17 protein-coding genes are annotated in these 21838 nt (G+C 44.4%); 13 read left to right on the top strand and 4 right to left on the bottom strand.

Annotated elements, in window-relative coordinates; genetic code table 11:
- Positions 1–503 precede the first annotated feature (503 nt).
- Positions 504–695, top strand: coding sequence for a PLD nuclease N-terminal domain-containing protein (locus ACXAFR_RS26615; RefSeq protein ID WP_475183023.1), 192 nt, complete (start codon positions 504–506; stop codon positions 693–695).
- Positions 696–876: 181 nt separating this feature from the next.
- On the opposite strand, the gene ACXAFR_RS26610 is transcribed toward ACXAFR_RS26615, so the two are convergent.
- Entirely contained in the window at positions 877–1830 is a 954-nt protein-coding gene (locus ACXAFR_RS26610; protein ID WP_475183022.1) for a hypothetical protein, read from the bottom strand.
- Between the two features lie 832 nt (positions 1831–2662).
- Between ACXAFR_RS26610 and ACXAFR_RS26605 the strand changes: the two genes are divergently transcribed.
- From ACXAFR_RS26605 to ACXAFR_RS26595, 3 genes are all read left to right on the top strand, one after another.
- The gene (locus ACXAFR_RS26605) at positions 2663–3883 is read left to right on the top strand and encodes an outer membrane beta-barrel protein (protein ID WP_475183019.1); all 1221 of its coding nucleotides are present in this window, start codon (positions 2663–2665) and stop codon (positions 3881–3883) included.
- A gap of 438 nt (positions 3884–4321) precedes the next feature.
- On the top strand, positions 4322–4783 hold the full coding sequence (locus ACXAFR_RS26600; protein WP_475183016.1) for a polysaccharide biosynthesis/export family protein: 462 nt from the start codon (positions 4322–4324) through the stop codon (positions 4781–4783).
- A 130-nt stretch (positions 4784–4913) separates the two neighbouring features.
- Positions 4914–6161: a hypothetical protein gene (locus ACXAFR_RS26595; protein ID WP_475183013.1), complete on the top strand. Its 1248-nt coding sequence runs from the start codon at positions 4914–4916 to the stop codon at positions 6159–6161.
- 105 nt (positions 6162–6266) lie between these two features.
- On the opposite strand, the gene ACXAFR_RS26590 is transcribed toward ACXAFR_RS26595, so the two are convergent.
- Complete coding sequence (locus tag ACXAFR_RS26590; protein WP_475183011.1) at positions 6267–7316, bottom strand: hypothetical protein; 1050 nt, start codon at positions 7314–7316, stop codon at positions 6267–6269.
- 1101 nt (positions 7317–8417) lie between these two features.
- Here ACXAFR_RS26590 and ACXAFR_RS26585 point away from each other — a divergent pair.
- The 3 genes from ACXAFR_RS26585 (at position 8418) to ACXAFR_RS26575 (ending at position 11345) form a co-directional block, all read left to right on the top strand.
- Positions 8418–9221 (top strand): hypothetical protein, encoded by an 804-nt coding sequence (locus tag ACXAFR_RS26585; RefSeq protein ID WP_475183009.1) that lies wholly within the window; start codon positions 8418–8420, stop codon positions 9219–9221.
- A 463-nt stretch (positions 9222–9684) separates the two neighbouring features.
- Positions 9685–10425, top strand: coding sequence for a lipopolysaccharide biosynthesis protein (locus ACXAFR_RS26580; RefSeq protein WP_475183008.1), 741 nt, complete (start codon positions 9685–9687; stop codon positions 10423–10425).
- Entirely contained in the window at positions 10413–11345 is a 933-nt protein-coding gene (locus ACXAFR_RS26575; RefSeq protein WP_475183005.1) for a polysaccharide pyruvyl transferase family protein, read from the top strand. The genes ACXAFR_RS26580 and ACXAFR_RS26575 overlap by 13 nt, the downstream gene beginning before the upstream one ends.
- Positions 11346–11424: 79 nt before the next feature.
- On the opposite strand, the gene ACXAFR_RS26570 is transcribed toward ACXAFR_RS26575, so the two are convergent.
- A complete protein-coding gene (locus ACXAFR_RS26570; RefSeq protein ID WP_475183003.1) occupies positions 11425–12645 on the bottom strand; it encodes a hypothetical protein in 1221 nt (406 codons plus the stop codon).
- Between the two features lie 1025 nt (positions 12646–13670).
- Here ACXAFR_RS26570 and ACXAFR_RS26565 point away from each other — a divergent pair.
- The 5 genes from ACXAFR_RS26565 (at position 13671) to ACXAFR_RS26545 (ending at position 20226) form a co-directional block, all read left to right on the top strand.
- Positions 13671–15938, top strand: coding sequence for a GumC family protein (locus ACXAFR_RS26565; protein ID WP_475183001.1), 2268 nt, complete (start codon positions 13671–13673; stop codon positions 15936–15938).
- Between the two features lie 123 nt (positions 15939–16061).
- Positions 16062–16508, top strand: a complete 447-nt coding sequence (locus ACXAFR_RS26560; RefSeq protein ID WP_475183000.1) for a hypothetical protein — start codon at positions 16062–16064, stop codon at positions 16506–16508.
- Positions 16505–18076, top strand: a complete 1572-nt coding sequence (locus tag ACXAFR_RS26555) for a glycosyltransferase (protein WP_475182998.1) — start codon at positions 16505–16507, stop codon at positions 18074–18076. Before ACXAFR_RS26560 ends, ACXAFR_RS26555 begins: the two co-directional genes overlap by 4 nt.
- Before the next feature lie 6 nt (positions 18077–18082).
- Positions 18083–19018 (top strand): sulfotransferase domain-containing protein, encoded by a 936-nt coding sequence (locus ACXAFR_RS26550; protein ID WP_475182996.1) that lies wholly within the window; start codon positions 18083–18085, stop codon positions 19016–19018.
- Between the two features lie 110 nt (positions 19019–19128).
- The gene (locus ACXAFR_RS26545) at positions 19129–20226 is read left to right on the top strand and encodes an acyltransferase family protein (RefSeq protein ID WP_475182994.1); all 1098 of its coding nucleotides are present in this window, start codon (positions 19129–19131) and stop codon (positions 20224–20226) included.
- 19 nt (positions 20227–20245) lie between these two features.
- On the opposite strand, the gene ACXAFR_RS26540 is transcribed toward ACXAFR_RS26545, so the two are convergent.
- A complete protein-coding gene (locus tag ACXAFR_RS26540) occupies positions 20246–20791 on the bottom strand; it encodes a fibronectin type III domain-containing protein (protein ID WP_475182992.1) in 546 nt (181 codons plus the stop codon).
- 446 nt (positions 20792–21237) lie between these two features.
- On the opposite strand from ACXAFR_RS26540, the gene ACXAFR_RS26535 reads away from it, so the two are divergent.
- Positions 21238–21792, top strand: coding sequence for a putative capsular polysaccharide synthesis family protein (locus ACXAFR_RS26535; RefSeq protein ID WP_475182990.1), 555 nt, complete (start codon positions 21238–21240; stop codon positions 21790–21792).
- The last annotated feature ends 46 nt before the right edge of the window (positions 21793–21838 follow it).

Below are 21838 nucleotides of genomic sequence, written 5' to 3'. Positions count from 1 at the left end.
GAAACCTCTGATTAACTATCTGCGTTGCCATCGCTGCGTTAAAAAATGATCTCAAAATGCTCATTTACAATTTGTAAAGCCGAAGGGTCGGTCCCAGTGCTTTTCGGTCATTTTTGCCTTGTGCTGGCCGCCTCGCCGACATTAATCAGAAATTCCCTAGTATATCGCACCTATGAGGAGGATGAGCCTACGAGCGCTGATTTGAACAAAGCGGCACAGGTTTGATCAAAATGTACCCATTCTCAAGCAGCCCAAGGCTGTTCAGGAATTATTTAATTTATAAGCAAGACATGAACCCATATGCATAATTTTCCGCCGTGATTTCTTTTCAGGCAAGAGCGGCATGGTTTTCGCTCTGTCTTCTTTGAACGTAGAGAGGGGCTGTATTTTTGAGGTTTTATCTTAAAGCGAAAGGAAATTTGTTCAAAACAAATGCAAATATTTCTCTTGCTGTGCGGGCTCTACCCGTTTAAAGGGGCAAAAACAACTTAGAGGAGAGTGTTATGGAAATCGGTGGAATACTGGGTTTTATCATCTTCGTCTTAGATGTCTGGGCGATCATTAAAATTGTTGGATCTGGCGCGAGCACGTTACATAAGCTGCTCTGGAGCCTTTTGATCATTTTCTTGCCGGTAATCGGTTTGGTCATATGGTATCTAACAGGGCCTAAAGACGGTGTTGCCAGCACGGCGTGACGTCGATAATCTACCGGTGGGTCAAATAGCAAGCAGGCTGCCACTTATAGGAGTGGCGGCTGCTTGCGAAGAGAGGGGCAGCGGACTGCCCCTATTAGTAAAAGTGGTGATTACGCATAATATAATCTAGATCACCACCTGCCCGAAAAAAATGGGCTATAAAGCCCTTTTGGTTCATTGCTTAGTTGCAATAAGTGACGTTGTCGAAATTGACGTTGTCGAAATAAATTTGGGTTGTTTTGCCTTTGCTCTTCATGTGAGATAAGAGGTTTTTGTGAACGTAGAGCTTCATAGGGTTAATGTACGCCAAACCGTTGGGGCTCGTCTCAATCGGTGAGTACATCCAATTCTTAATGCTAAATATCGTGGTCAGATTGCCGGCCTTGTCCTCTACTTTCAGAGTAAATTTACCTTTATTACCTTTCCCTTCTGAAAAGTAGTATCTCAGTTTTATCCACTTGTTGAATGGGATTTCGTATCGCTCATTACGCTTGGACCAGATGTATGATGACCAGGCGCCGTTGACCTTGCGCTGCGCGCGGATGGAAAATATCAATGGTGATCCGGTTTGATAGTTCTTTTTTGCAATGTTTAGCGATATACGGAAGGGTTTTCCATCGCCCCAGCCTGGCTCATTCCACCATTCACTGATGGTCATCATCCCCATCATGCCAGGGTAATCGCCTACGGCTTTCATCGCCCAAGGTAAATACATGTCGACTGAATAGTTAAATTTCTTGGTGTTGGTTATGGAGTAAGCATTCAGCTGGACTCTGCCCTTGTCCCCATCATTGGGCTCTTTTACCCACATTTTTAATGCTTTGTCGGAAGAGTTGGTCGGATTATTTACAATCTGAGCGGCACGCATGGATGAATTGCCGCCATTGTACTGGACAGTAATTGGACCTAATCCAAGAGAGCAGGAATTTTTATCCGAAATAACATTAAAAATTGATGGTGAGGTAGCGTAGTTACCTTCTGACATTGTAACGGCAGCTTGTGTAGAGGATGCGGCGGTACTTGCCGCGAGGACTAGGAGTCCATTTAATAGTTTTCGTTTGCCTGTGAAAGTGATCATGGTGATGCCTATATGGGTTTTGGCCGGATACGCGCTAAAGCCGGAGGGAGCGTGCATTTCTGGCTTATCAACGGTTGTGTCAAATCGAAGGAGGGGCCACGATTGACCAAAGATTGGTGTATAGTTAACTTGTGTTAACTATAGTAACGATAGCTAGGACCACAGTTTTTTCAAGTTGTTTGATCAAAAACAGAAAAATTTTCATTTTTATTCTTATTTTGAATTAAAGTAATCTTTTCTAGTCATAAATGCCCTTCGATTAATGCTATTTAGGATAAAAGTTTAGAAAGTGTTGATATTTAGCGATATCGAAACTGTTATCGCTTCTGCATTTATCTTTACTTATACTTTGGAATATTCGCAAACTCCTAGACTAATTTCAGCTCAAATAGGGTTCGTCTGTTAATTGCACCTAATTGCTTGGCGTGAAAGTAGACGGCTCTGGTCGAGGCGGTTTATGGTGTTACCCGGCTGAATTGGGGGCTCTATGACCGGAGCGAAATTGGGCTCCGCTTTTTTGAACCGCTGATGAGCGACTTGCGTTACCTGTGCTGTGTTAAATATGGTTTCAGAAGGTTCGCTTAGATTCCGGTAAGCTGTGTCATTGCTACGTTGCGCTGAGGTCTCGCCAGCTTTAGTCAGGATAAGGCAAAATTGTTTGTGGGGGCTTTTGTGGATTGCTGCATCTGCTTTGACTTTATTTGCCAGCAGATTGTCTTAAGTGAGACTTTTAAACATTGGGGAAGGCTGACGTCCTCCGTCTAATTGCCTTTTGTTGATAAATGGTAATGATCTTTTCTCGCCACTTGGTCTACATTCATTCTCTCATTATTTCCTAGAGCTGCATCGATTCAGCGAAATTATCGAGTTGTTAAGGATAAACTTATCTATGCTGCGGATTTATTCATTTGATCGCATTCTCTTATCAGTATCTCTGTCGGTTCTTTTACCTTCCGGCGCTTATGCTCTCGATCCTGCGGCGGTTCGAGTTGGGGGGGTGAGTGTCACACCTGAGTTAACACTTGAAGAGCGTTATACCGATAACCTGTTTAACCGGCCGGACGATACCCTAGATACTTGGTATAGCGTGGTGTCCCCCTCTGTTACTTCGGAATACGAAAATAATCTTTATGTGATGGAGGTCAAGCTGCAAAATATGTCGGGCTTTTATGAAAAGAGCAGCGATGATGATTATTCAGACAATCTGGTCAGCGGCAAGTTTGGGGTAAAATTTAACCACCGAAACAATCTTACGCTCACGGCAGGCTATGATGACCGGCATGAAGCGAGGGGGACAGGTTTGACCGAAGGCGATCTCGCCGATGTCATTTCAGAACCCTTGGAGTATGAAATTTCCCGGTTGGGTGCTCGATATGTTTATGGGGCTCAAAGTTCACGAGGCCGTTTGGAGTTTAAAGCGGGCAGTATGGAGAAGGAGTATCAGAACTTTTCTCAATATACGGATCGACGTAATTACGATGAACTAAGTACTGTCGCTACCTTTTACTACAAGGTTGGTGGCAGAACTGATTGGCTGATCAGTTATGGTCATCGGGACATGGATTACACAACGGACCCTGTCTCTGAGCCAGGTGTCTACGATACCCGTGATGCTCAAACGCAAAATGTCTCTACGGGGTTTACCTGGACGACGTCTGCACAAGTAGAAAGCCGGGCGAAAGTCGGGTATATCAAGCGTACCTTTGACGACAGGGATCGTGTTGAGTTTGATGGTTTAAACTGGGATGTTGACGTCACTTGGTCGCCGGTCGAAAGATCAGCCTTCATCTTAAAAGCCGGTAGGGAAGATCGCGAGACAAATGGTCAGGGGAGCTTTGTAGACTCGAAAATGTACAGTCTCGGATGGGATCATAGCTGGGCTTCGCGGTTAAGCACGGAGCTTTCCTATGAATACCGAGATAACGATTACGTCGGCGATGATACGGGTAGAGAAGAAAAGATATCGTCATACGAATTTGAGATGACGCACAATTTTCGGCGTTGGATGGATGTGCGTTTAAAGTATGAGTATCGGGATAAAGATGCCAGTAGTGTGCAGTATGAGTATTCCCGAAATGTCTTTTCTGTCGGTATTGATGTCAGCTTGTAACTTGCGGTAGGTCTCCGTTGCCCCTGATGGCGACAGTATCGTCAATTATTTCGAGGTTCTGTGTGGCTGAGAAATGATTGCCTGTTAAATGACAAGTGCTTTTGTCGAGCGCCTATAATCTGCATTTTTATTGTGAGGGAAGAGGAGCATCGTTAGTCATATTTCTGAAAGGTAATATCTGCTATTAATCTGAACGCCGTGGCTGTTGGGGTGTTGGCCAGCTCGGTGTTATTGGGTTAACAGTAGTGTTGGGTTGACACTATTCGATACTTTCGATGGTGTAAATTGGTGTTATCGCATAGTTTCAATGGTTGGGGCAGTGCCTCCGTTATCCCTTTTTATTGTTTTTCTTGGTGTTTCATAATGTTCAGACCTTTTTTGATAATGCTCGTTCTTCAAAGCGTGTTTTTTTCGTGCCTGGCTTCTGCAGAGGTCGGAATGTCAAGCTATAAGCTCGGATCTGGAGATGTTGTAAAGATCCAGGTTTATGGCGAGGAAGATTTGACGGTTGAAACTCAGCTGACGGATGCTGGGACGATTTCCTATCCATTTCTGGGGGAGCTAATTGTAAAAGGTATGACCGTAGGCCAGCTCAGAAACCGAATTGGCGACGGTTTGCGAGGTGATTACCTAATCGACCCTAAAGTTAGTATTAATATTCTCCAGTATCGTAACTTTTACGTAAATGGCGAAGTGAAGCAGCCGGGGGGATATCCGTTTCGCCCTGGCTTAACCGTTCGTAAAGCGGTAGCGCTCGCGGGCGGTTTCACGGAAAGAGCTTCTCAGAGCAACGTTTTCGTTATTGCTGACGACGACCAAGCCCAAACCCCTCAAAAGGTTTCTTTGGGTGGACAGGTTCAACCCGGAGATATCATCACTGTCGAGCAGAGCTTTTTCTAATAGATTGAAGGTATCAGCTCAGGCGGTATCGTCGCCGCCGAGCGCGTTATTCAATTTTCTTGATGGTTTGCAATGGCCTTTAATGGCGTGACACTAGTGCGCAATTGGGCAGAAAGAAGGATGTGTCAGTGTGAGTGAGCTTGCGTTACCCGTCGTTGGTCGTCGCAATAGTCTGAATGATTTGGTTTGTTTTTGCCTCGCGATCTATTTTCAATTCTGTTTACTGATTGAAACGATTAATGGCTTTGCCATTTATATTGGCTTATCGCCTGTCAGCATGCTTTTAAATGCGTTGAAGTTTGGCATTGCCCTCTGTGCCGTGCTGTATCTCGCGATGAATGATCGACGAATGTTCCCGTGGGCGCTCAGCTATTTTTTAGTCATAACACTGCTGATTGTTACTCAGCAAGTTATTGGTGTCAGTGATGACTTAAGAGCAGTCAGTATCTGCTTCAAGATCTTTACCAACTTGTTTGCGGTCTATTATTTTTATGCCGTCGTGCTAAACGCCTATGATGGTCTGGCTTATGCGAAAAAGGCAGTACTCATTAATTTCAGCGTGTTGGCATTCAATATTTTCCTATCAACGGTTGGAATCGGCTTTTCAAACTATGTGTCTGGTGCTGGCGAGGGGTTTGGAGGCACTGGATTTCTGTACGCAGGAAACGAGGTTGGTATTGCTCTCGTGCTGGGGTTTTCTGCGATGTTGGTTGCCTTTTACGATAATCGGATCATTCTACTTTGTAGCACTGTTGCGGCATTGGCGTGTGCGGTTCTGGTTGTCAGCAAGACCTCATTGTTGGGGATTTTTATCCTGTGTTCTGTCTATATTTTTATTCGCAGCCGTCTGTTGTTTTTGATCGGATGTGGTGCAGTTTTCACGCTCGCTCTTGCCAAGTGGTCTGATATTCTCAATTATTTTGAGTTCGCCATTAAGCGCTGGAGTTATTTAATCGATCAAAATGGACTTTCAAGCTTTTTACTTGGAGGGCACAAGCGGGTTGTTGCTATAGAGCACTATTTCGCCAAAGTATACGACCAACCTGAGTTGTTGTTGGTCGGCTTAGGGTGGACTGGCTACTCTGAAAACAATCTGTTTGATTTGGTCGAGGCGTTTGGGATTTTTGGACTCTTTCTCTTCTGCGTTTTTGCCTATATTTTAGCCGGTCGCAACGTGTTATCTAAGAGCTGTAAAAACACCACCAATGCACCGGCGATGTACACGTCTTATGCGGGACGTTGCTTGGCGCTCTTTATTTTGATCTTTGCTGGGCATACGATTCAGTCAAGTCTTGTGGTGGTTTTCTTTGGTTTTTTATGTAACACAATGTACTTTTTACTCGTACATCAGAAATCCAGTTATCAGCACCAGTCATAGTGTGGTGTAATCGCAAAGTTTGTGTTGGCTGGGGATTAGAACGGCTGTTGTTCGGCGGCTAGTTTTTGCCCACAACCCAAAATTACAGGTTGTGGGCGTTTCGCTTTAGTACTGTAAATCGACGATCAGGTCGTCGGGTGCGGCAGGCGGGCTGGCATTAGCGAATTGACAGGATTTCGCATTGTCTTGATTGGTAAAACGAATGTCGTCCCATAGAATATTCAGGTCAGCGTTTTGAGAAGCCATGAAATCGGTGAGCTTGTAGCTTGTATACAGTTTTATCGGATTAAACATCGATATGCCGTCTGGAGATTTCGCATCTGGATGATAAGTCCAGTTGGTCACATCAATAATGCTATGTTTGTAGCCTTTATTGTCGACGATATCAATCGAAAAGCGCCCGTTGTTGCCATTGCCTTCTTCAAAATGATATTTCAGTGTCATCCACTCTCCTGTCGGCAATGGATAATCCCGGTTCTTTTTGAACCAAACGTGATCTGCCCATTGGTTGGTGGTGGGATCTTTTACCTGTGCACGGGCATCCAGAACGAGTGGTGATCCGACACTGGCATCCAGTTTTACCAAATTCACAGAGATGCGAAATGGCATACCGTTGGTTGCCCAGCCTGCGTCATTCCACCATTCGCTGATGGTCAAGAAATTTGAGGTCCCGTTGTAATTGGAGATCTTTGCCATGTCCTTCGGTAGATACATCCGAACTGAAAAGTCGAGAGTTTTCGTGTCGGCCAAGCCGTAGGCGTTCATCTGCACGCGGCTCCTGCCTTTAGATCCTCCAATGTAAGATTCTGTCGTCCAGAATTTCAACGCCTGATTGTCTGGGTTGGCAGGATCTTGAACCAGAGTCGCTCCCCGCTGATCGCTGTCGCCCCCCTGGTATTGAAGTGAGAGGTCGCCAATTCCTGAGCTGCAGTTGAAGGGGGAGAGTACAGCCTCAACACCGGTTGTGGCGAGATATTGACCACCTTCAATTCTTACGGAAGGCAATGACGAGTCCGCATTGCTCTGGTTTACTGTTAGCGCAGCGACGGCACAGAACAATGCCCCCTGAAGTAATTTTCCTAGAGGATTCTGGCGAGCGTAGGTTGAAGCTATGCTTGCTGAATCTGAATGGCGTGTGTGTGGCAGATTCGTCATGGTGTGGCCCTCGAACGTTAAATCGGCGTGTGTGCCTGTTTGATCTGTAAGCACATTTTGAGGGGATCCGGAAAAAAAATTGGGGTGTTTGAGCACAGTGCGTTTGAGAAATGCTTCCGGTTTTCGAAATCTCACAGTGCAAGGCTGTCGCAAATATCATCTTCTGTGATACTGCATTTGTGTGGCGAATAGTTAATCCGTTTCTAGTCTACAGGTTATAGGTGGTGTTGCCAGTAAATCTTGTTCAAGAAGTATAATCTGCATGGCGCATTATTCATTTTAATTGGCGCCGAAATTACCGGCCTAACAGGAACTTTTTGGATTTTCTAAGGTTTAACTGAAGGTAAGCTTTGTGATCTTTGATAGGTGTCGCCATTTGGTTAGACATCGCGTGTGGTGGGTTGGTGTGATTTGCAGAGCTTTGCTATTGGTCTCAAAAAAACGGTACTTTTGCTATTTATTACCGCTTTCTACGTAATTCATTTGTAGCAGTCGTGTCGTTTTGGCGGCGCAGTGCCTCAAATCGTTCTAAGTATCATTGGACGATTCCATGGTAATCTGTGAGCGCTGTATTTAAGTTAGCTTAATTTTTGTACGCTAGTTGCTGGCGCTTAAAATTGAGTTAGATAAAAAAGGGCTATTAGTATAGTATCCTGATCCTCCTGGAATGTTCCCCTGCATATAACCCTGTTGTCGTATATACGGTTATTCAAAGATCATGAATGACAAACTGTATTGATGGTTTGTTCTTGATGGTCGTCATTAAGGAGCTTTTGATTGATCGTTGGCGGGCACTGCCAGTGCAAACAAAAATGATGGGAAAGCAGCATTTACCTATTGTAATTGCGTATTTTGAAATCATTTTTCGTTGAGCGATGGTAACGCTGATGGTTGACCAACGGTTCGTTGGCTTTTCGCTGTAAACGCCAATATCGTTAACGTCAGTATGATGCAGTGTTATCCACTGATCGTTTCTTGGGGTTCATTAATATAATTTCAGTTTTGCTCTCCCCAGCTCCATAGACTTGTCCAGCTCTTGCGGTCGGATAGGTAATGTTGTGCTGGTAATAATTGAATTTCGCGTGAAGTAGGTATGGAAATATGAAATACATTATAGGCACAGGGTGGTGGTGTAGCGAAGAAGACAACAAGACGGTAAAAGATGCTTCCGGCGCTGTTGTTAAAATGGGGAAAAATGAGTTTCATCGCTTGTGGGTAGATTCCATCGAGCGCAGTACCAATCCTGATAGAATTGTCATGGTGGACAGTTGCAGTCCGGTAAAACCGGAGCATTTTGTCGATGGTATTGAAACCGTCTATATCAAGCTAAATGAGAATTCTGGCCACGTAACCAATATGACCGGTGACTTCTGTGGTTGGTCAAAATCTGTTCTAATGAGTATGGAATACGCTTCGCATTGCGATTGTGACTTCTATGTCTACGTAGAGCAGGATGCGTTGTTAAAAGGTAAGGATATCATTGAGCACTGTATTGCTCAGATGCCGGAATCACAGGATTACATGTTTGGTTCTGATGCGCAGCGTCCGCAGCCACTTCAGCAATCCTTTTTTATTGTTCGTAAGCGAGCGATAAACAAGTTCCTATTGCGGTTTAGAAAAATATCTCTGGGAGATGACAAAATTGCCCCTGAGGTACGTTTCGCGCTGATCACGTCGCCACTGTTCCCCATTATTCCTAAGTTTCTGTTTATCAAAAATCGAAGCACGTTAGGGAAGGTCGCTCGGCGTATTCAGTCAAATCTTTCTGAATGGTTGGGGCGTTATAAAAAGCTTCCTATGGGGCATGGAAGAGAGCGCCCAATCAATTTTGATGAGAGTTACTACTACTTTCAGCACGGTTCTGTAGAAGAGCTGGAGACGTACTTACGTACCTGTAATGATTAAATATTTTACGAAAAGCTCGTCGGCCGTAAGAATATTTAATACGTTAATTATAAACTTCGGCTTCTCTTTTCTATTTTCCGTGCTTGTTGCGCGACTTTTAAGCGTTGATGATCGGGGCGCTTTCTTCACATATCAGGTAACGTCGTTATTTATTATGGGGGCAGCGAGCTTTTCGCTGCCCAATACGATCGTATACAAACTAAGAAGCGCTGGTTTTTCCAGGTTTTGTCGCGTCGATATCGTCGTATTTGTTACGCTTTCTGCCATACTCTCTGCGATTCTTAGCGGCCTGTTTTCGGCTTTGGTCTTTCCGGACTTGTCCTTTGGTCTCCTGTTTTTCTGTTCTATCTGTATGCTGCTCACGTCAGCTCTGACCAATGTGTTGAAGATTGAGCGAAAGATGCATGAGTATTCTATCGTCATGTCGGCAACGCCAATCGCATTGGTGGTTGGATTTGTACCCTTGCTTCTGTTTGACAGTGTTTCCCTCGTTGATGCGGTCGTAGCATTTATTCTGTCACGCTTTTTGTTGGCGGCATTCATCTTGTTTCGAATGGAGAAGTTTCGAGAAGAGAATGTGACCAAAGGCGCCGTTTTTATGACTGACTTTTGGTCTTATGCCGGGAAGATGTCGCTGCTGAGACTTGTTGGAGATTGTGCAAGGTTTCTTGATAAGTTTATTGTCTCCTATTTTTTTCCGGCAACCGTCGTTGGTTATTATGCGGTAGCTATGTCACTCGAAACCATATCTTCGCGGTTTTTTCAGTTGGTCACGGATCACACCTTCTCGGAGTTGGCTGGACGATCAGGAAGCGTTACAAAAAAGTTCTATATGTTGGTCACTCTTGGATTGGCAGTGGGCATCGTTGGGATTTTATTTTCTTATGGTCTCGGTGGCTTGCTAATTACCAGCTTGTTTGGAGAAAAATTTTCTCCTGCTGCAGAATTTTTGCCTCCGGTCATTATTAATTCCGTGCTGGCGGGTTGGAACACCCTCTTTACTCAGTATTTTGTTGCGAACGGAATTTTTAAAGTTATCTACATAAACCAGGCGATCGCCATTCTTTTTATGTTGGTTGCGATCCCGATGGTCATGTATTTTGATCACATTATCTATGTACTTTACGCATTCGTATTCGCTACCTTGATTCGGTTGGCGTTAATTTTAACCGCATTTTATAAGGCAACCAGATGCCACAGCTAACGGAATTAAAAGATAAACTAAAGGGACTCGTCGACGTTATTAAAGGGTATGACGTGATCTACCTTGATTACGCCATTCACTTGAATGTTGGTGACCTGCTGATCTATCACGGTACCGAAAAGCTTTTTCGGGATTATAAGATCAATGTCATAAAGCGCCTTAACTTGCTGGAGTATTTTGAGGGTGCTTTAGACAATTTGGTTAACGAGCGAACAGCGATTGTATTTCATGGTGGAGGTAATTTTGGTGATATCTACGATGTGCATCAAAACTTCCGTAGAGCGATAGCGCAGCGGTATCCAAACACGAGAATTGTGATTTTTCCTCAAACCCTTTTTTACGGTGATGAAAGCAATCTGGCTGCGGATGTGGAGCTCTTTAGAGGGGCTAATGACTTGCACATATTTGCCAGAGATTCATCAAGTGTGTCGTTGGCTGAAAAGCTAACTGACAATGTCTATCTGATGCCTGATATTGCCCATCAGCTCTTTGGGCAGTTGAAAGCGGACTCGGGGGAGCCTGCGAAAGGTGAGCTGCACCTATTGAGAACGGATGTTGAAACAGCAGACCAAGTGCAGTCTGACAAAGCCGTGGACTGGAAGGTTTTGCGCAGCCGGGAAGATAAAATGGTTTTTCGTTTAATTCGTTGGCTCAGTAAGCTGTCAAAGAAATGTCAGGTAAGTCTTCTCTCCGGCTTGATTTCATGGATTTGGTTTACCTACACCAAGCGTATTATTAAAAGAACCGTAAATATGTTCTCTCGTCATGAGAGGGTAGTCACATCCCGTTTGCATGGCCATATTTTGGCGAGCTTATTGGGGGTTCATAATGATCTTATCGACAATTCCTACGGTAAAAACAGTCGTTACTACGGTGAGTGGACCTTTGATCTGGATACATCCAATTTACAAAAGGTCTAGTTGTCTGCATTTCGACTTCAAAGATTGAAAGGGGTATTGGCACACCCCTTTCACATTTCGCGCGCCTTTTACTAAGCTGTTATACCCGTTGAGTTACTGTGCCGAGACCGGCTTTTTTTCTGCGTTCTTGCAGTGCCTGGTGTCTTTTCTTGTAGGTAACGGCCCTCATTAGATAGTATCTAGCTCGATAAATCGGCTGCAAGAGCATTGTTAGCTTGAGCTGAAATACCCATGGGGCATAGATTTTGTTTTTTCTTGCTGTCTCTAAAATTTGCTGGAATTCCACCTCTACAGCTTTCTGAGGCAAGGTAATTCTAAAGATATCTTTCGCATGAATATCTGATCCTAGGCATTTGGGGGGATTCAGTCCATTAGCGAAAAAGTTCATTTTGGTTCGGGTGCACTTCTCACATTTTCCGCAATTGGCTCCAGTTTGCTTTCCTTTCCAGCACACCCGTAAGTTATTGACGCCTGTTTCCCATTGAGATATGTAATTTACTTTCTCAGTGCGATTGGCGCCAGCACCTTCGTGTATCACAGAGAAAGAACCACTGCTCAGGAGGATATCTGAAAGAGGGTTTGATCCGTAAGGCAGAACAAGATCATCGTAGGGTTTGGATGAGCTGATAATACAGTTTTGAGCAAGCCCCTTGAAAAACTGCATGGCAGACACGAGTCCTATGCCGTGAGAGTGAGACCAGATGGTATCGATGACGTCTCTAAAATTTGTTTTTATCGGCAGGGTCTTGATATCGATTGCGCTTAAGGTTTTAGAGGCAAGCTCTAAGCTCTTTTCAAATTTATCGTCGTTATCGATGCTAATATCAAAGCCGTGTACAAGAACGCAGGCTTTAATCTTTTGGCTTCTGTTTCCAGCTTGTTTGGAATAATGACGCCAAATGGAATAGGTGGAGTCCACGCCCCCGGTAAACCCTGCGACGGCGGTTGGTTGCCCGCTGTTCTCGGTTTCAGCGCTCGCTTCTGAACGAATATCTGTCGCCTCAATAGAAACCAAGTGGAACTTGTTGGGTAGCCATCGATTCCAGCAGACTTGAAATTCCTCGAGATTCGATAGTAGCGTTCTAGATGCTGAGCCGATGGCTTTTATTGGCCATTGGTTTGCCATTGCATCTAATATAACTGCGATCAGAAACGGCTCTATATCGTTCGCGCAGATGGTTGGGATGGATTCAGGAACTTCGTACCATAATTCTCGTTTGCCATCAGGCCGATCAAGTAGGCATCGGTATCGATAGCCGTGCTCGGACTTCTCGGGGGCAAGTGGCCGTAATGTGATCATCAAGTGACTCGCTAGGATCATTTATATTGACTGAATCGTCGAACAAAAAGTACGACGCAAAGGGTAGAGCTGAAGTTCAGCGCTACAAAAACAATATCAGTGTGTTCGGGAATTATGACGGAAATTCGAGAAAAATCCCTTTAGGCTCTGAGGCCGCTGCCTGGTAGTGACTACCAAGCTTTAATTTCCCTATATATCAACAAAAAAAGTGTGTTATAACGATTACAAGCAGATCTGCTTATGTAAATAATTCGACAAAAGCCTATCAAAGCGATTGATTGAAATCAATTTGCCTAATCGCTGAGTGTTGACAATTGTAAAGAATACCTGCTTGATTTTTCAGAAAGTTTTCAACTATCTTGAGGCGACATTATGGCATATAAATTTTCTTTTAGAGAGAGCTAAGTTGGCGTGCCAGAGGGGTAATCTGTAAATTAGTGTTTTTGCCCCGTAATGTTTTTAACCGCCATTTGAAGATATCTAATAGTCCTCTTGTCATATTTAAAAAATATAGCGAGATAAAACGGAAAAATAAGCACACTGTCGAACGAATATGGTAGATTTCAATGCCAGTAAACTGTTCCAGGTGCCGATATTTATTTTGACAATAAATTCAGCGCCGAAAGCTGAACTTATGAAACCCTGTCTGGTCACATCCTACAACCTGTATCAGATGTAATCCGATTTAGCTTCACCTTCTCAGCCTCATACAACAAGATTTCAAGTATTTCTCAGGCATCCAATTTTGCCTTTGAGCTTGCACTGCTGTTATTTGAGAGGTAGTTTCGCGGCCCATTTTCATCTGCATGGTGTGCTCACGAACGTGCCGGCAAGCTTCGGTAGTTGGAGTTTGGTCAAGTTTCATACAGGTTGTTTTGAGTTTGCATTTCTTGATTCGACGGAATCTGCAGTTAGCTGTTATGTGAGGTGTTTTGTCGCCTGCTGACAACGACGTTGTAAATTAGGGACAGTGTTAATCATGGAACCTTTCATCGGGGTTTGTAGGTAATTTGAGGAGAGGGTCGTTGATATCGTCTGGGCAGAGCAGCAAAGGGAAGAGTGTCGCAGTTGCTGAAATCGATCTGCGTTATTACCGTAGGGTAGTTTTAAATCACAAGTATTCCATTTTGGCTTTTGTGGCCATCGCGACACTGGTGACCTTCCTGGTTGTAAATTCAATGCCGCTACTCTACAAGGCGGAATCTACAATACTCATTGAGAGTCATGAGGCTAAAGTCCTGTCATACGAAGATGTTTATGACAGAAATGACACAAATGCAGAATACTATCAAACGCAGTACGAAATTCTAAAGTCTCGCCAGTTGGCTGAGAAAGTCGTTTCAATGCTGTCTCTTCATACCAACCCTCTGTTTAACGGAGAGGGTGATAGCAGCAAGATTGAAGATTGGATTGAGCAGGCGAAAACTGCGGTTGGTCTAAAAAATGATCAGCCGGAGTTGACGGAGGGCCAGCGCTTCCAACAAACAGTGCGCAAGTTCCAGCAGGCGCTTTCAGTGTCTCGCATTCCAAGCACACAGCTCATCCGAATCTCTTTTGAAAGTCGCGACCCTGAGTTGTCCGCACAGGTTGCTAATACACTTGCGGATGTCTTTATCGAGAATCAGTTGGAAGCGAAACTGGACGTTGCGAAGAAGGCGACGTCCTGGTTGAGTGATCGCCTCGTTGGCTTGAGAGACAAGCTCATGGCTTCCGAGGCACGTTTACAAGCCTATCGCGATGAGAATGAACTGATCGATGTCAATGGTGTGCAGACCGTAGATGCAACCCAGCTTACTCAATTGACTAACCGATATATCGTCGCCAGAGATGAAAGAGCTAGGGCTGAAACCATCTACAATCAGATTCAAGCGCTAGGATCCGATCCTGATCTGAATCAGCTGATGTCTATTCCCAGTGTCTTGAAGCATCCACTGGTGCAGCAAGCGAAACAAATACTGGACAACTCTCGCCGTCAATTAAATGAGTCTGCGTTGGTATATGGGCCTAAGCATCCGACGCTAATTAAGGCTCGAACAGAAGTTGCTTCTGCGAGAGCCGATTTGGACGAACAGGTCCGGCGAGTGATCGCCGGCTTGAAAAGTGACTACCGATTTGCCGTCGATAATGAGACTTCCATAGGTAAGCTGCTAGAAGCTTCAAAGGGTGAGATTCAAGGCATCAACAAGTCGGAATTCAGGCTTAAAGATCTTGAACACGAAGTCGAAGCTGACCGTATTTTATACAATAACTTCCTCGTTCGATCTAAGGAAACCGACCAGGCTGGCGGTTTACAGGCGCCTTTGGCAAGAATCATTGACGAGGCGATTGCCCCAAGCTACGCCTACAAGCCAGCAAAAAAATTGGCTGTGATTGTCGCGCTGCTTGGCTCAACCATCGTTGCTGTAGGCTTTTCAATTCTTAATGACTCAATCCGAATTACACTTCGTACCGAAGGTGAAGTTGAGGAAAATCTGGGATTAAAAACGGTTTCTGTCATACCAGAAACCAATTTGAAGCGTCTGCAGCTTCCCGCGAGTGGTCTGCTCCATGCAGGAGATCCGCATTTTAGGGAATCGATTCGTACCTTAAAAACGAACCTCTTCCTGCGAGGGAGGAGTGAGCCAGATAAGATTGTCCTGGTAACATCAACTGTCCCGAACGAAGGCAAATCGACAGTTTCAGTCTGTATAGCAGAAGAGCTCGCGAAGTTTGAGAGGGTCTTACTCGTTGAAGGTGACTTTAGAAGACCTTGCCTGGCGACAATGCTGGAGACGGGAGTCAGCCACTCTGAGTCTGATGGATTTGACGCTAATACTGGTTTGATCCCTGCGATCAATCAGTTTATTCGACCTGTTGGTGAAAGTGGGCAATTGCAATTGCTGAGTTTTGATGCCCCGACTGCAGGTATGAGTCAATCCTTTTCAATTAGCGAGTTGTGTGATCACTTGCGGTCAATTGCTGACCGCTACGATAGGATTATTATCGATTCGTCTCCGGCTGGCGTCGTCAGTGACGCTGTCGAGTTTGCAGCAATTTCTAACATCGTTTTATACGTTATCCGATTTGATAGCACAGCATCGCCTATCGTCAGAAAGTCGGTTAAGGCACTCTACAACGTTGGAGTGCAGATCGATGGGGTTGTCTTAAATCGGACGGTCAAAGAGAAAACTGATTTATACGATTACAATTTTGACGACTACATTGCCGGGGGAAAAGTTTCTCCGATACGGACGAAAGACGCTAGGTCTCAATCCAGCAAATCCGGAAGGGGTAGTCGCGGTACTTCGATATAAATGGCTCGTTCAGTCTTGAATTAATAACAAGACATTGCGAGCCGCCATGGGCATATATGCCGTTTTGGTTCGAATCCGATTTTTACGTTCGCATTCAACATTGGTTTTTGGGGGAAGATTGATATGAAAAGAGTTCTGGCAGTCGCCTCTGGTGGCGGGCATTGGAAGCAGCTTATGCTGTTAAGGAACGCTTTTGAAAACTGTGATCAGCTTTATGTCACGACAATAGAAGGGCTCGCAGAAGAAAACCAAATTGAAGACTATCGATTGGTCAAAGATTCCAATAAAAAGTCCTATTTTTCAGCCTTTGTGACGACGTTTCAGCTTTTTAAGATTGTCGTCAGTTATCGGCCGGATTGTATTATCTCAACGGGCGCGGCTCCCGGTGCACTGTGCTTGCTGCTCGGAAAAATGTTTCGATGCGAGACAATCTGGGTAGACAGTATTGCCAATGCGGATGAGCTGTCTCTTGGAGGAAAAATGTGTCGGCACTATGCGGATGTTGTTCTGACGCAATGGGAACATCTTGCTGACGGTGGCAATGTGCGTTACGAGGGGTCGGTACTTTGACAAGTCAGATCTTTGTCACGACTGGAACCCAGCTACCCTTTGATCGATTGATCGTCGCCGTAGATAACTGGGCAAAAAGAAATGATGCCGTTAAGGTCGTGGCCCAGACGAGCGCCTCTAAGGTCCAGTGTCAGAATATAACGACCTATGAGTTCCTGACGCCAGTTGAATATTCAGAATACGTTCGGCAGTCAAAGTTAATTGTCGGACATGCTGGGATGGGGACGATTATTACAGCGCTGGAAGAGGGGTTGCCGGCCGTGCTTATGCCGAGAAAGTTCTCTCTTGGCGAGCATCGTAATGACCATCAGCTGTCTACGGTTTCCAGATTCGAGGGTGTGCCCGGCATCTATATCGCTAAAGATGAAGATGAGTTGGTTGAAATTCTCGATCATTTGGAAGAACTGGTTGCGGCAAGTGACACAGTTTCTGAAGGACGCAGCCGGTTAATCGGATACTTAGAAAATAAGCTCCTGGACGCTAATTTAGAAAGTATCAAAAAAAAAAGGGTTCTTTACTTAACAAACTTATACCCCACCGATGATGCGCCAAGTTTCGGGACTTTCGTAAAGAAATCCCTCGATGGCTTGGCTGGGTTGGGCTGGAATGTCGAATTGGTATCGCTTACCCAGTTTGGCAGTGGCGCGCTCGGCTACCTGAAATTTTATCTCGGTGCGTTTTTAAAGCTTCTTCGGTTCAAAGGGCTTGTCTATATTCACTATGTGAGCCACTCTGCGCCACCGGCACTTCTCGCCAGCTACTTCAATCGGAAGCTCGATATTGTGCTTCATTACCATGGCAGTGACGCTTTTCCTGAAAGCTATGAAGGTGGATTGAGGCGAAAGGTTAAGTCGATGATTTGTCGGTGGGCAAATCGAAGAGCAAAACTGGTTGTCGCACCATCGAGAACTTTTTCTCAAAGACTGTATGAAAAGTATTCAATCCCTGCTGATAAATTGATTTCGTCTGCGTCCGGCGGTTTCGATCCCGGGGTGTTCTTTCCCGGTGGAGAGAGAAACCCAGGTAGCAGAAAACGAGTCATTTTCGTGAGTAGAATGATTGCCGGTAAGGGTGCAGATGTCGCAGCGAAGACAGCCGTTAGCCTGGTCGAAAATGGTGTAGATGCCGACTTTGTTTTTGTGGGTGATGGTCCACAAAAAGCTGACGTTCTAAACATTTTGCAGCCATTAATCGAGCGTGGCGTGTGTGAAGTGCACGGCGCTCTTTCCCAAGCAGAGCTTGCGACTCAGTTTCGTTTGTCTGACTTTTTGCTGTTTCCTTCAACTCGTCAAGGTGAGTCGTTAGGGTTGCTGCTCCTGGAGGCTATGGCTTGTCGCGTGGTTCCTATTGCCTACTATCAAGGCGCCAGTCCGGAAGTACTCAAAGATCTAGCGGAAGACTTGTTGTGCAATCCTGCTGAAGATTTTTCTGCATTCACGGTAGAATTGCTGCAATGTGATGATGTTTTACTTGAACGCTATAAGACTCGTGCCGAAGAAATTTCAAGAGATTATCGGACTGTAGCTGTTGCTAGAGATCTTTCTGAAGAATTAGAGGCTTTGTTGTAGTTGACTATGGATAGATTTGTAATCATTGCAGGGACAGAGAAGGCGGGCACTACGTCTATCTATCAGTATTTGGCGGATAGCGGCTTTTTCAATATTTCAAAGACAAAAGAAACGGATTATTTCCGTAGATCTGGCGCTTTAAGTACCGAGGAGTATAAAAGCCTCTTTGAAAAAAATGCAGACAGAGAATTTTTTTTGGAGGCTTCACCAGGTTATTTATCTGAGAGCCAAATCGCGGCGCCAAATATTGGGCAGTTAATCGCTGATTCCTGCTTTTTGATTTTTTGTCTGCGGTCGCCTCTAGACCGGTTAAAGTCGAGCTTTTTGTTTCACAAAAGCCGCTTATACATACCGAAAGAGATGAGCTTTGATGATTATTTTCTGGCTTGTTTAAACTACGAGGCAGGTTCAAAACAGACGCATGGTTTAAGTGAGTGGTGTTTAAGTGTTCCCGATGCGGGGAAATATCACAAACACCTTTCTGATTTTTATGACAGCGTTGGTTCTGAGCACATTAAAGTCGTCTCTTATGACGATTTTTCCAAAGAACCCGCCAGCATCATAAAAAGCATTTGTTCTAATTTAGGTTTGGACTCAGGTTTCTATGATGAGTACGATTTTGGCCGTTCGAATGTGACCCAATCCCATAATTTTGATGGGATACAGAAAATGGCGTTAAAGGTAAATAATCTATTAGAATTTTTCTGGACCAAAAACCCGAAGTATAAGCGGGCGGCATTAAAGCTGTATTATGCCGTTAACGGCAAAGGAAAAGAGTCATTAGAATTTAGCGAAGAAACTCTATTATCCATTTATAACTATTATCAAGAAGATATCTCAAGATTGGCTGCTTCTGAAATACTGCCCATTTCTGTAACAGACCGCTGGCTCGAGCAGATGTCGGCCGAAGACCGCGTTGTTGAAAAAGCGTCTTCATTTTAGATCTCAGTTAATCTAATAACTATATAATAAGCAGATGGTTAGGCTTTTCATAAGAAAAAGCCGGCTTTCAACACACTAGCGTTTTTAAATATTTAATAATGAGGTTAGAGATGTACGCAGGGACGCCGCTAACAAAAGATGACAGCTATTGGATTGATATCGCAAGAATCACAATGATTTTTGGGTTGGTCATACACCATGTATTTGAAGTACCAGGTTCAAATTTTTATCCCAGAGATAGTCTAACTCTGGCAACAACGAACCTGCCAAATCTTCTCAACAGCTATATACATTGGTTAACCATGTCGGCGGTGCCTGTGTTGAGTATTATGTCTGGCTATCTGTATTTCAGAGGAAGATCGGATCATTCAAAGCAGTTGCTAAAACGACTTAAGACGGTCGTGGTTCCCTGGGTTGCATGGACATTTATTTGGATCGCATTTTTATTTGTCATCTATAAGCTAGGCTTAGGGAATTACAATCGATCCAATTTAGAATTTGATAATCTTGGCTTGATTGACTTGGTCAAGTCGACGTTTGGTATCAAAACCTCCACTTTTGTCATGCAGTTTTGGTTTTTGCATGATCTCGCGTTAACCCTCTGCTTGGCGCCGGTAATAGGTTTTTTTCTAAAACGCTTTCCGCAGATATTTGTATCGGCCGTGGGTGTAGTGTGGTTTTTAGATTTAGTCCCCTTTCCTTTCGTTAAGGGCGATGTACTTATGTTTTTCGTTATTGGCTCCTGCATTTCTTTGTATTGCCAGTCGATAACAGGGCTTATCGATCGTGTTATGCCTTGCCGAGCCTATATCTGGCTGCTATTTATGGTGACGATCTTGGGGCGCTCTTATAAAACGATGATGCCGTTTTTAGACACGATTCAATATTTGTGTCTTTTACGGATTGTGGGCACTTTATCGGTTTGCCTGTTTTTACGATGGTTGATGCTGAGATATCGAGGTAAGAGTGAGCACCTGCAAAATATGGTCGGGTTTAGCTTTTTTATATTTGCCTGTCATTGGCCAATCATCGATTTGGTTAAGGCGGCGATTCAGCAGCTTCCTGAGAACGTCTTGATAAACCCACTGGTTCAGACGGCTGCGCTTATTACGATTCCACTTTTGACAGCAACAATATGTTGCTGTCTTTTAGTGGTATTGAGGCGCGCGAGCCTTCCCGTGGCGAAACTGCTAAACGGCAGCCGATAACGGGCTAAAGGAGTGAGTTTTAATACTGAATATTGCCCATGGTTATCGTTTGTTTTGAGAAAGCGCTAGAAAACCCCTCGTTATCGATGGCTTTTACGCGAATTTCGTAATTTTCAGGTGGAAGCGTGAGTGTGTGACTCGTGGTATAGACATTATCGATGGCTATTGACGTAAATTCCGTCGCACTGCTGGATTTATACTGAACCTCGTAACCTTTGAGTTCATGGTTATACAAATCCTCACCGTTTTCCCGGTTTAAAGGGGTGCTCCAGTTTATGGTTAGATTGATGGTGTCAAGAGGGCGATAACCACAATATTTGGTAACGCCAATGGGGTTGCCAAATACGGTGTTGTTGCAGGGTGTTCCGTCTTTGAAAACACCGCGGTGAAATTTACCATTTTTACCAAAGCGTACTTCCGCCCAACCAGAGAATTCACAGAATTCACCTTGCCGAGCGCAGTTTGTGTAATAGTCGCTTGCGTTGGCGTTTTGGGTCGGAAGAATCGTGCACGCAGTAGCAATTGCAAGTGCGGGTACTGAACGGTAAAGGAAAGAGATTGTCATTTTGTCGCCTCACTGTATCCAGCTCAGATACGGTCTGGGTGGTTGGTATGTGGCGACGATAAGGTCCTTTAGAGCTGGATAATACGCGGGTTGCTGGCGAGCTTTGAGATCTGGAATGAAGGACGCATGGTAAGTGTGATGATGTCCACACCATTGGCGCTATTTTCCCTATTTGACAATGAGCTATTTTGGGACAGAAGTGCTATGGAGCTTCTGATTGCGAATACTTTTAGTTTGGGTGTTTATAGTTGATGTACAAGAGAATCAGAATTGGATTGGATCGAATTAAGGGGGCGTCTAAAGACAATTCGATCCTCATATATCAGATGGGAAAAGTTGGATCTTCCTCGTTAGAGTCGAGCATCCCAGATTCTGCCCATATGCATACGTTGTACAGTAACCCACCGTGCCCTGTACTTTTAAATCTGGAGAGACCCGGGTTTCTGATGAAGGGCGTTGGATCCATATACGACTTTGTTCGACGGGCAACGGTGGTCAGAAGAAAAGACGTCAAAATTATAACCGTGATTCGGTCGCCAATGGAGAGAAATGTCTCCATGTTTTTTCAGGATTTTCCATTTTGGTATATCCATTATCGGCGGATCAATCGAAAAATCAGCCGCTTTTCCGATGAGCAGTTGTTTTCAGAAATTTTTGAAAATGTCTTTCCTCATGATTATGTAAATACATGGTTTGATAAAGAAATACATCGTCTTACCGGTATTGATGTCTATTCGGAGCCTTTTGACAAAGAAAAAGGCTTTCAGACGTACAGCAACGGTAAATATCAATTGTTGTTGGTAGAAGTTAAAAAGTTAGATTCAGTATGGAATGAGGTAGAAGCCTTTGTCGGCGCTCCCATTGAAAAAAACACTACTAACGTTTCAGAAAACAAATGGTATGCGCCGCTCTATAAAGCTCAGAAATCCGAGCTTCTTCAAAATACAAAGGCTCTTGAAATAGTCAGGAATGGCAAGTTCTTCAAACATTTCTACGAGTAATGTTACTAACTCGATGGAATAAATGAATGCTCGGGGTGGCAACCCC

Source organism: Pseudomaricurvus sp. ABR4_320, from assembly GCF_056159445.1.
The sequence above is the reverse complement of the archived record's forward strand: the minus strand, read 5'-3'. Positions and strand labels throughout refer to the sequence as shown.

What these genes read in the sequence shown, in the direction of transcription:
- ACXAFR_RS26615 (WP_475183023.1), top strand. Translation starts at nt 504, where the DNA reads ATGGAAATCGGTGGAATACTGGGTTTTATCATCTTCGTCTTAGATGTC.
- ACXAFR_RS26610 (WP_475183022.1), bottom strand. Translation starts at nt 1,830, where the DNA reads ATGCACGCTCCCTCCGGCTTTAGCGCGTATCCGGCCAAAACCCATATA.
- ACXAFR_RS26605 (WP_475183019.1), top strand. Translation starts at nt 2,663, where the DNA reads ATGCTGCGGATTTATTCATTTGATCGCATTCTCTTATCAGTATCTCTG.
- ACXAFR_RS26600 (WP_475183016.1), top strand. Translation starts at nt 4,322, where the DNA reads ATGTCAAGCTATAAGCTCGGATCTGGAGATGTTGTAAAGATCCAGGTT.
- ACXAFR_RS26590 (WP_475183011.1), bottom strand. Translation starts at nt 7,316, where the DNA reads ATGACGAATCTGCCACACACACGCCATTCAGATTCAGCAAGCATAGCT.
- ACXAFR_RS26585 (WP_475183009.1), top strand. Translation starts at nt 8,418, where the DNA reads ATGAAATACATTATAGGCACAGGGTGGTGGTGTAGCGAAGAAGACAAC.
- ACXAFR_RS26575 (WP_475183005.1), top strand. Translation starts at nt 10,413, where the DNA reads ATGCCACAGCTAACGGAATTAAAAGATAAACTAAAGGGACTCGTCGAC.
- ACXAFR_RS26570 (WP_475183003.1), bottom strand. Translation starts at nt 12,645, where the DNA reads ATGATCACATTACGGCCACTTGCCCCCGAGAAGTCCGAGCACGGCTAT.
- ACXAFR_RS26560 (WP_475183000.1), top strand. Translation starts at nt 16,062, where the DNA reads ATGAAAAGAGTTCTGGCAGTCGCCTCTGGTGGCGGGCATTGGAAGCAG.
- ACXAFR_RS26550 (WP_475182996.1), top strand. Translation starts at nt 18,083, where the DNA reads ATGGATAGATTTGTAATCATTGCAGGGACAGAGAAGGCGGGCACTACG.
- ACXAFR_RS26545 (WP_475182994.1), top strand. Translation starts at nt 19,129, where the DNA reads ATGTACGCAGGGACGCCGCTAACAAAAGATGACAGCTATTGGATTGAT.
- ACXAFR_RS26540 (WP_475182992.1), bottom strand. Translation starts at nt 20,791, where the DNA reads ATGACAATCTCTTTCCTTTACCGTTCAGTACCCGCACTTGCAATTGCT.
- ACXAFR_RS26535 (WP_475182990.1), top strand. Translation starts at nt 21,238, where the DNA reads ATGAAGGGCGTTGGATCCATATACGACTTTGTTCGACGGGCAACGGTG.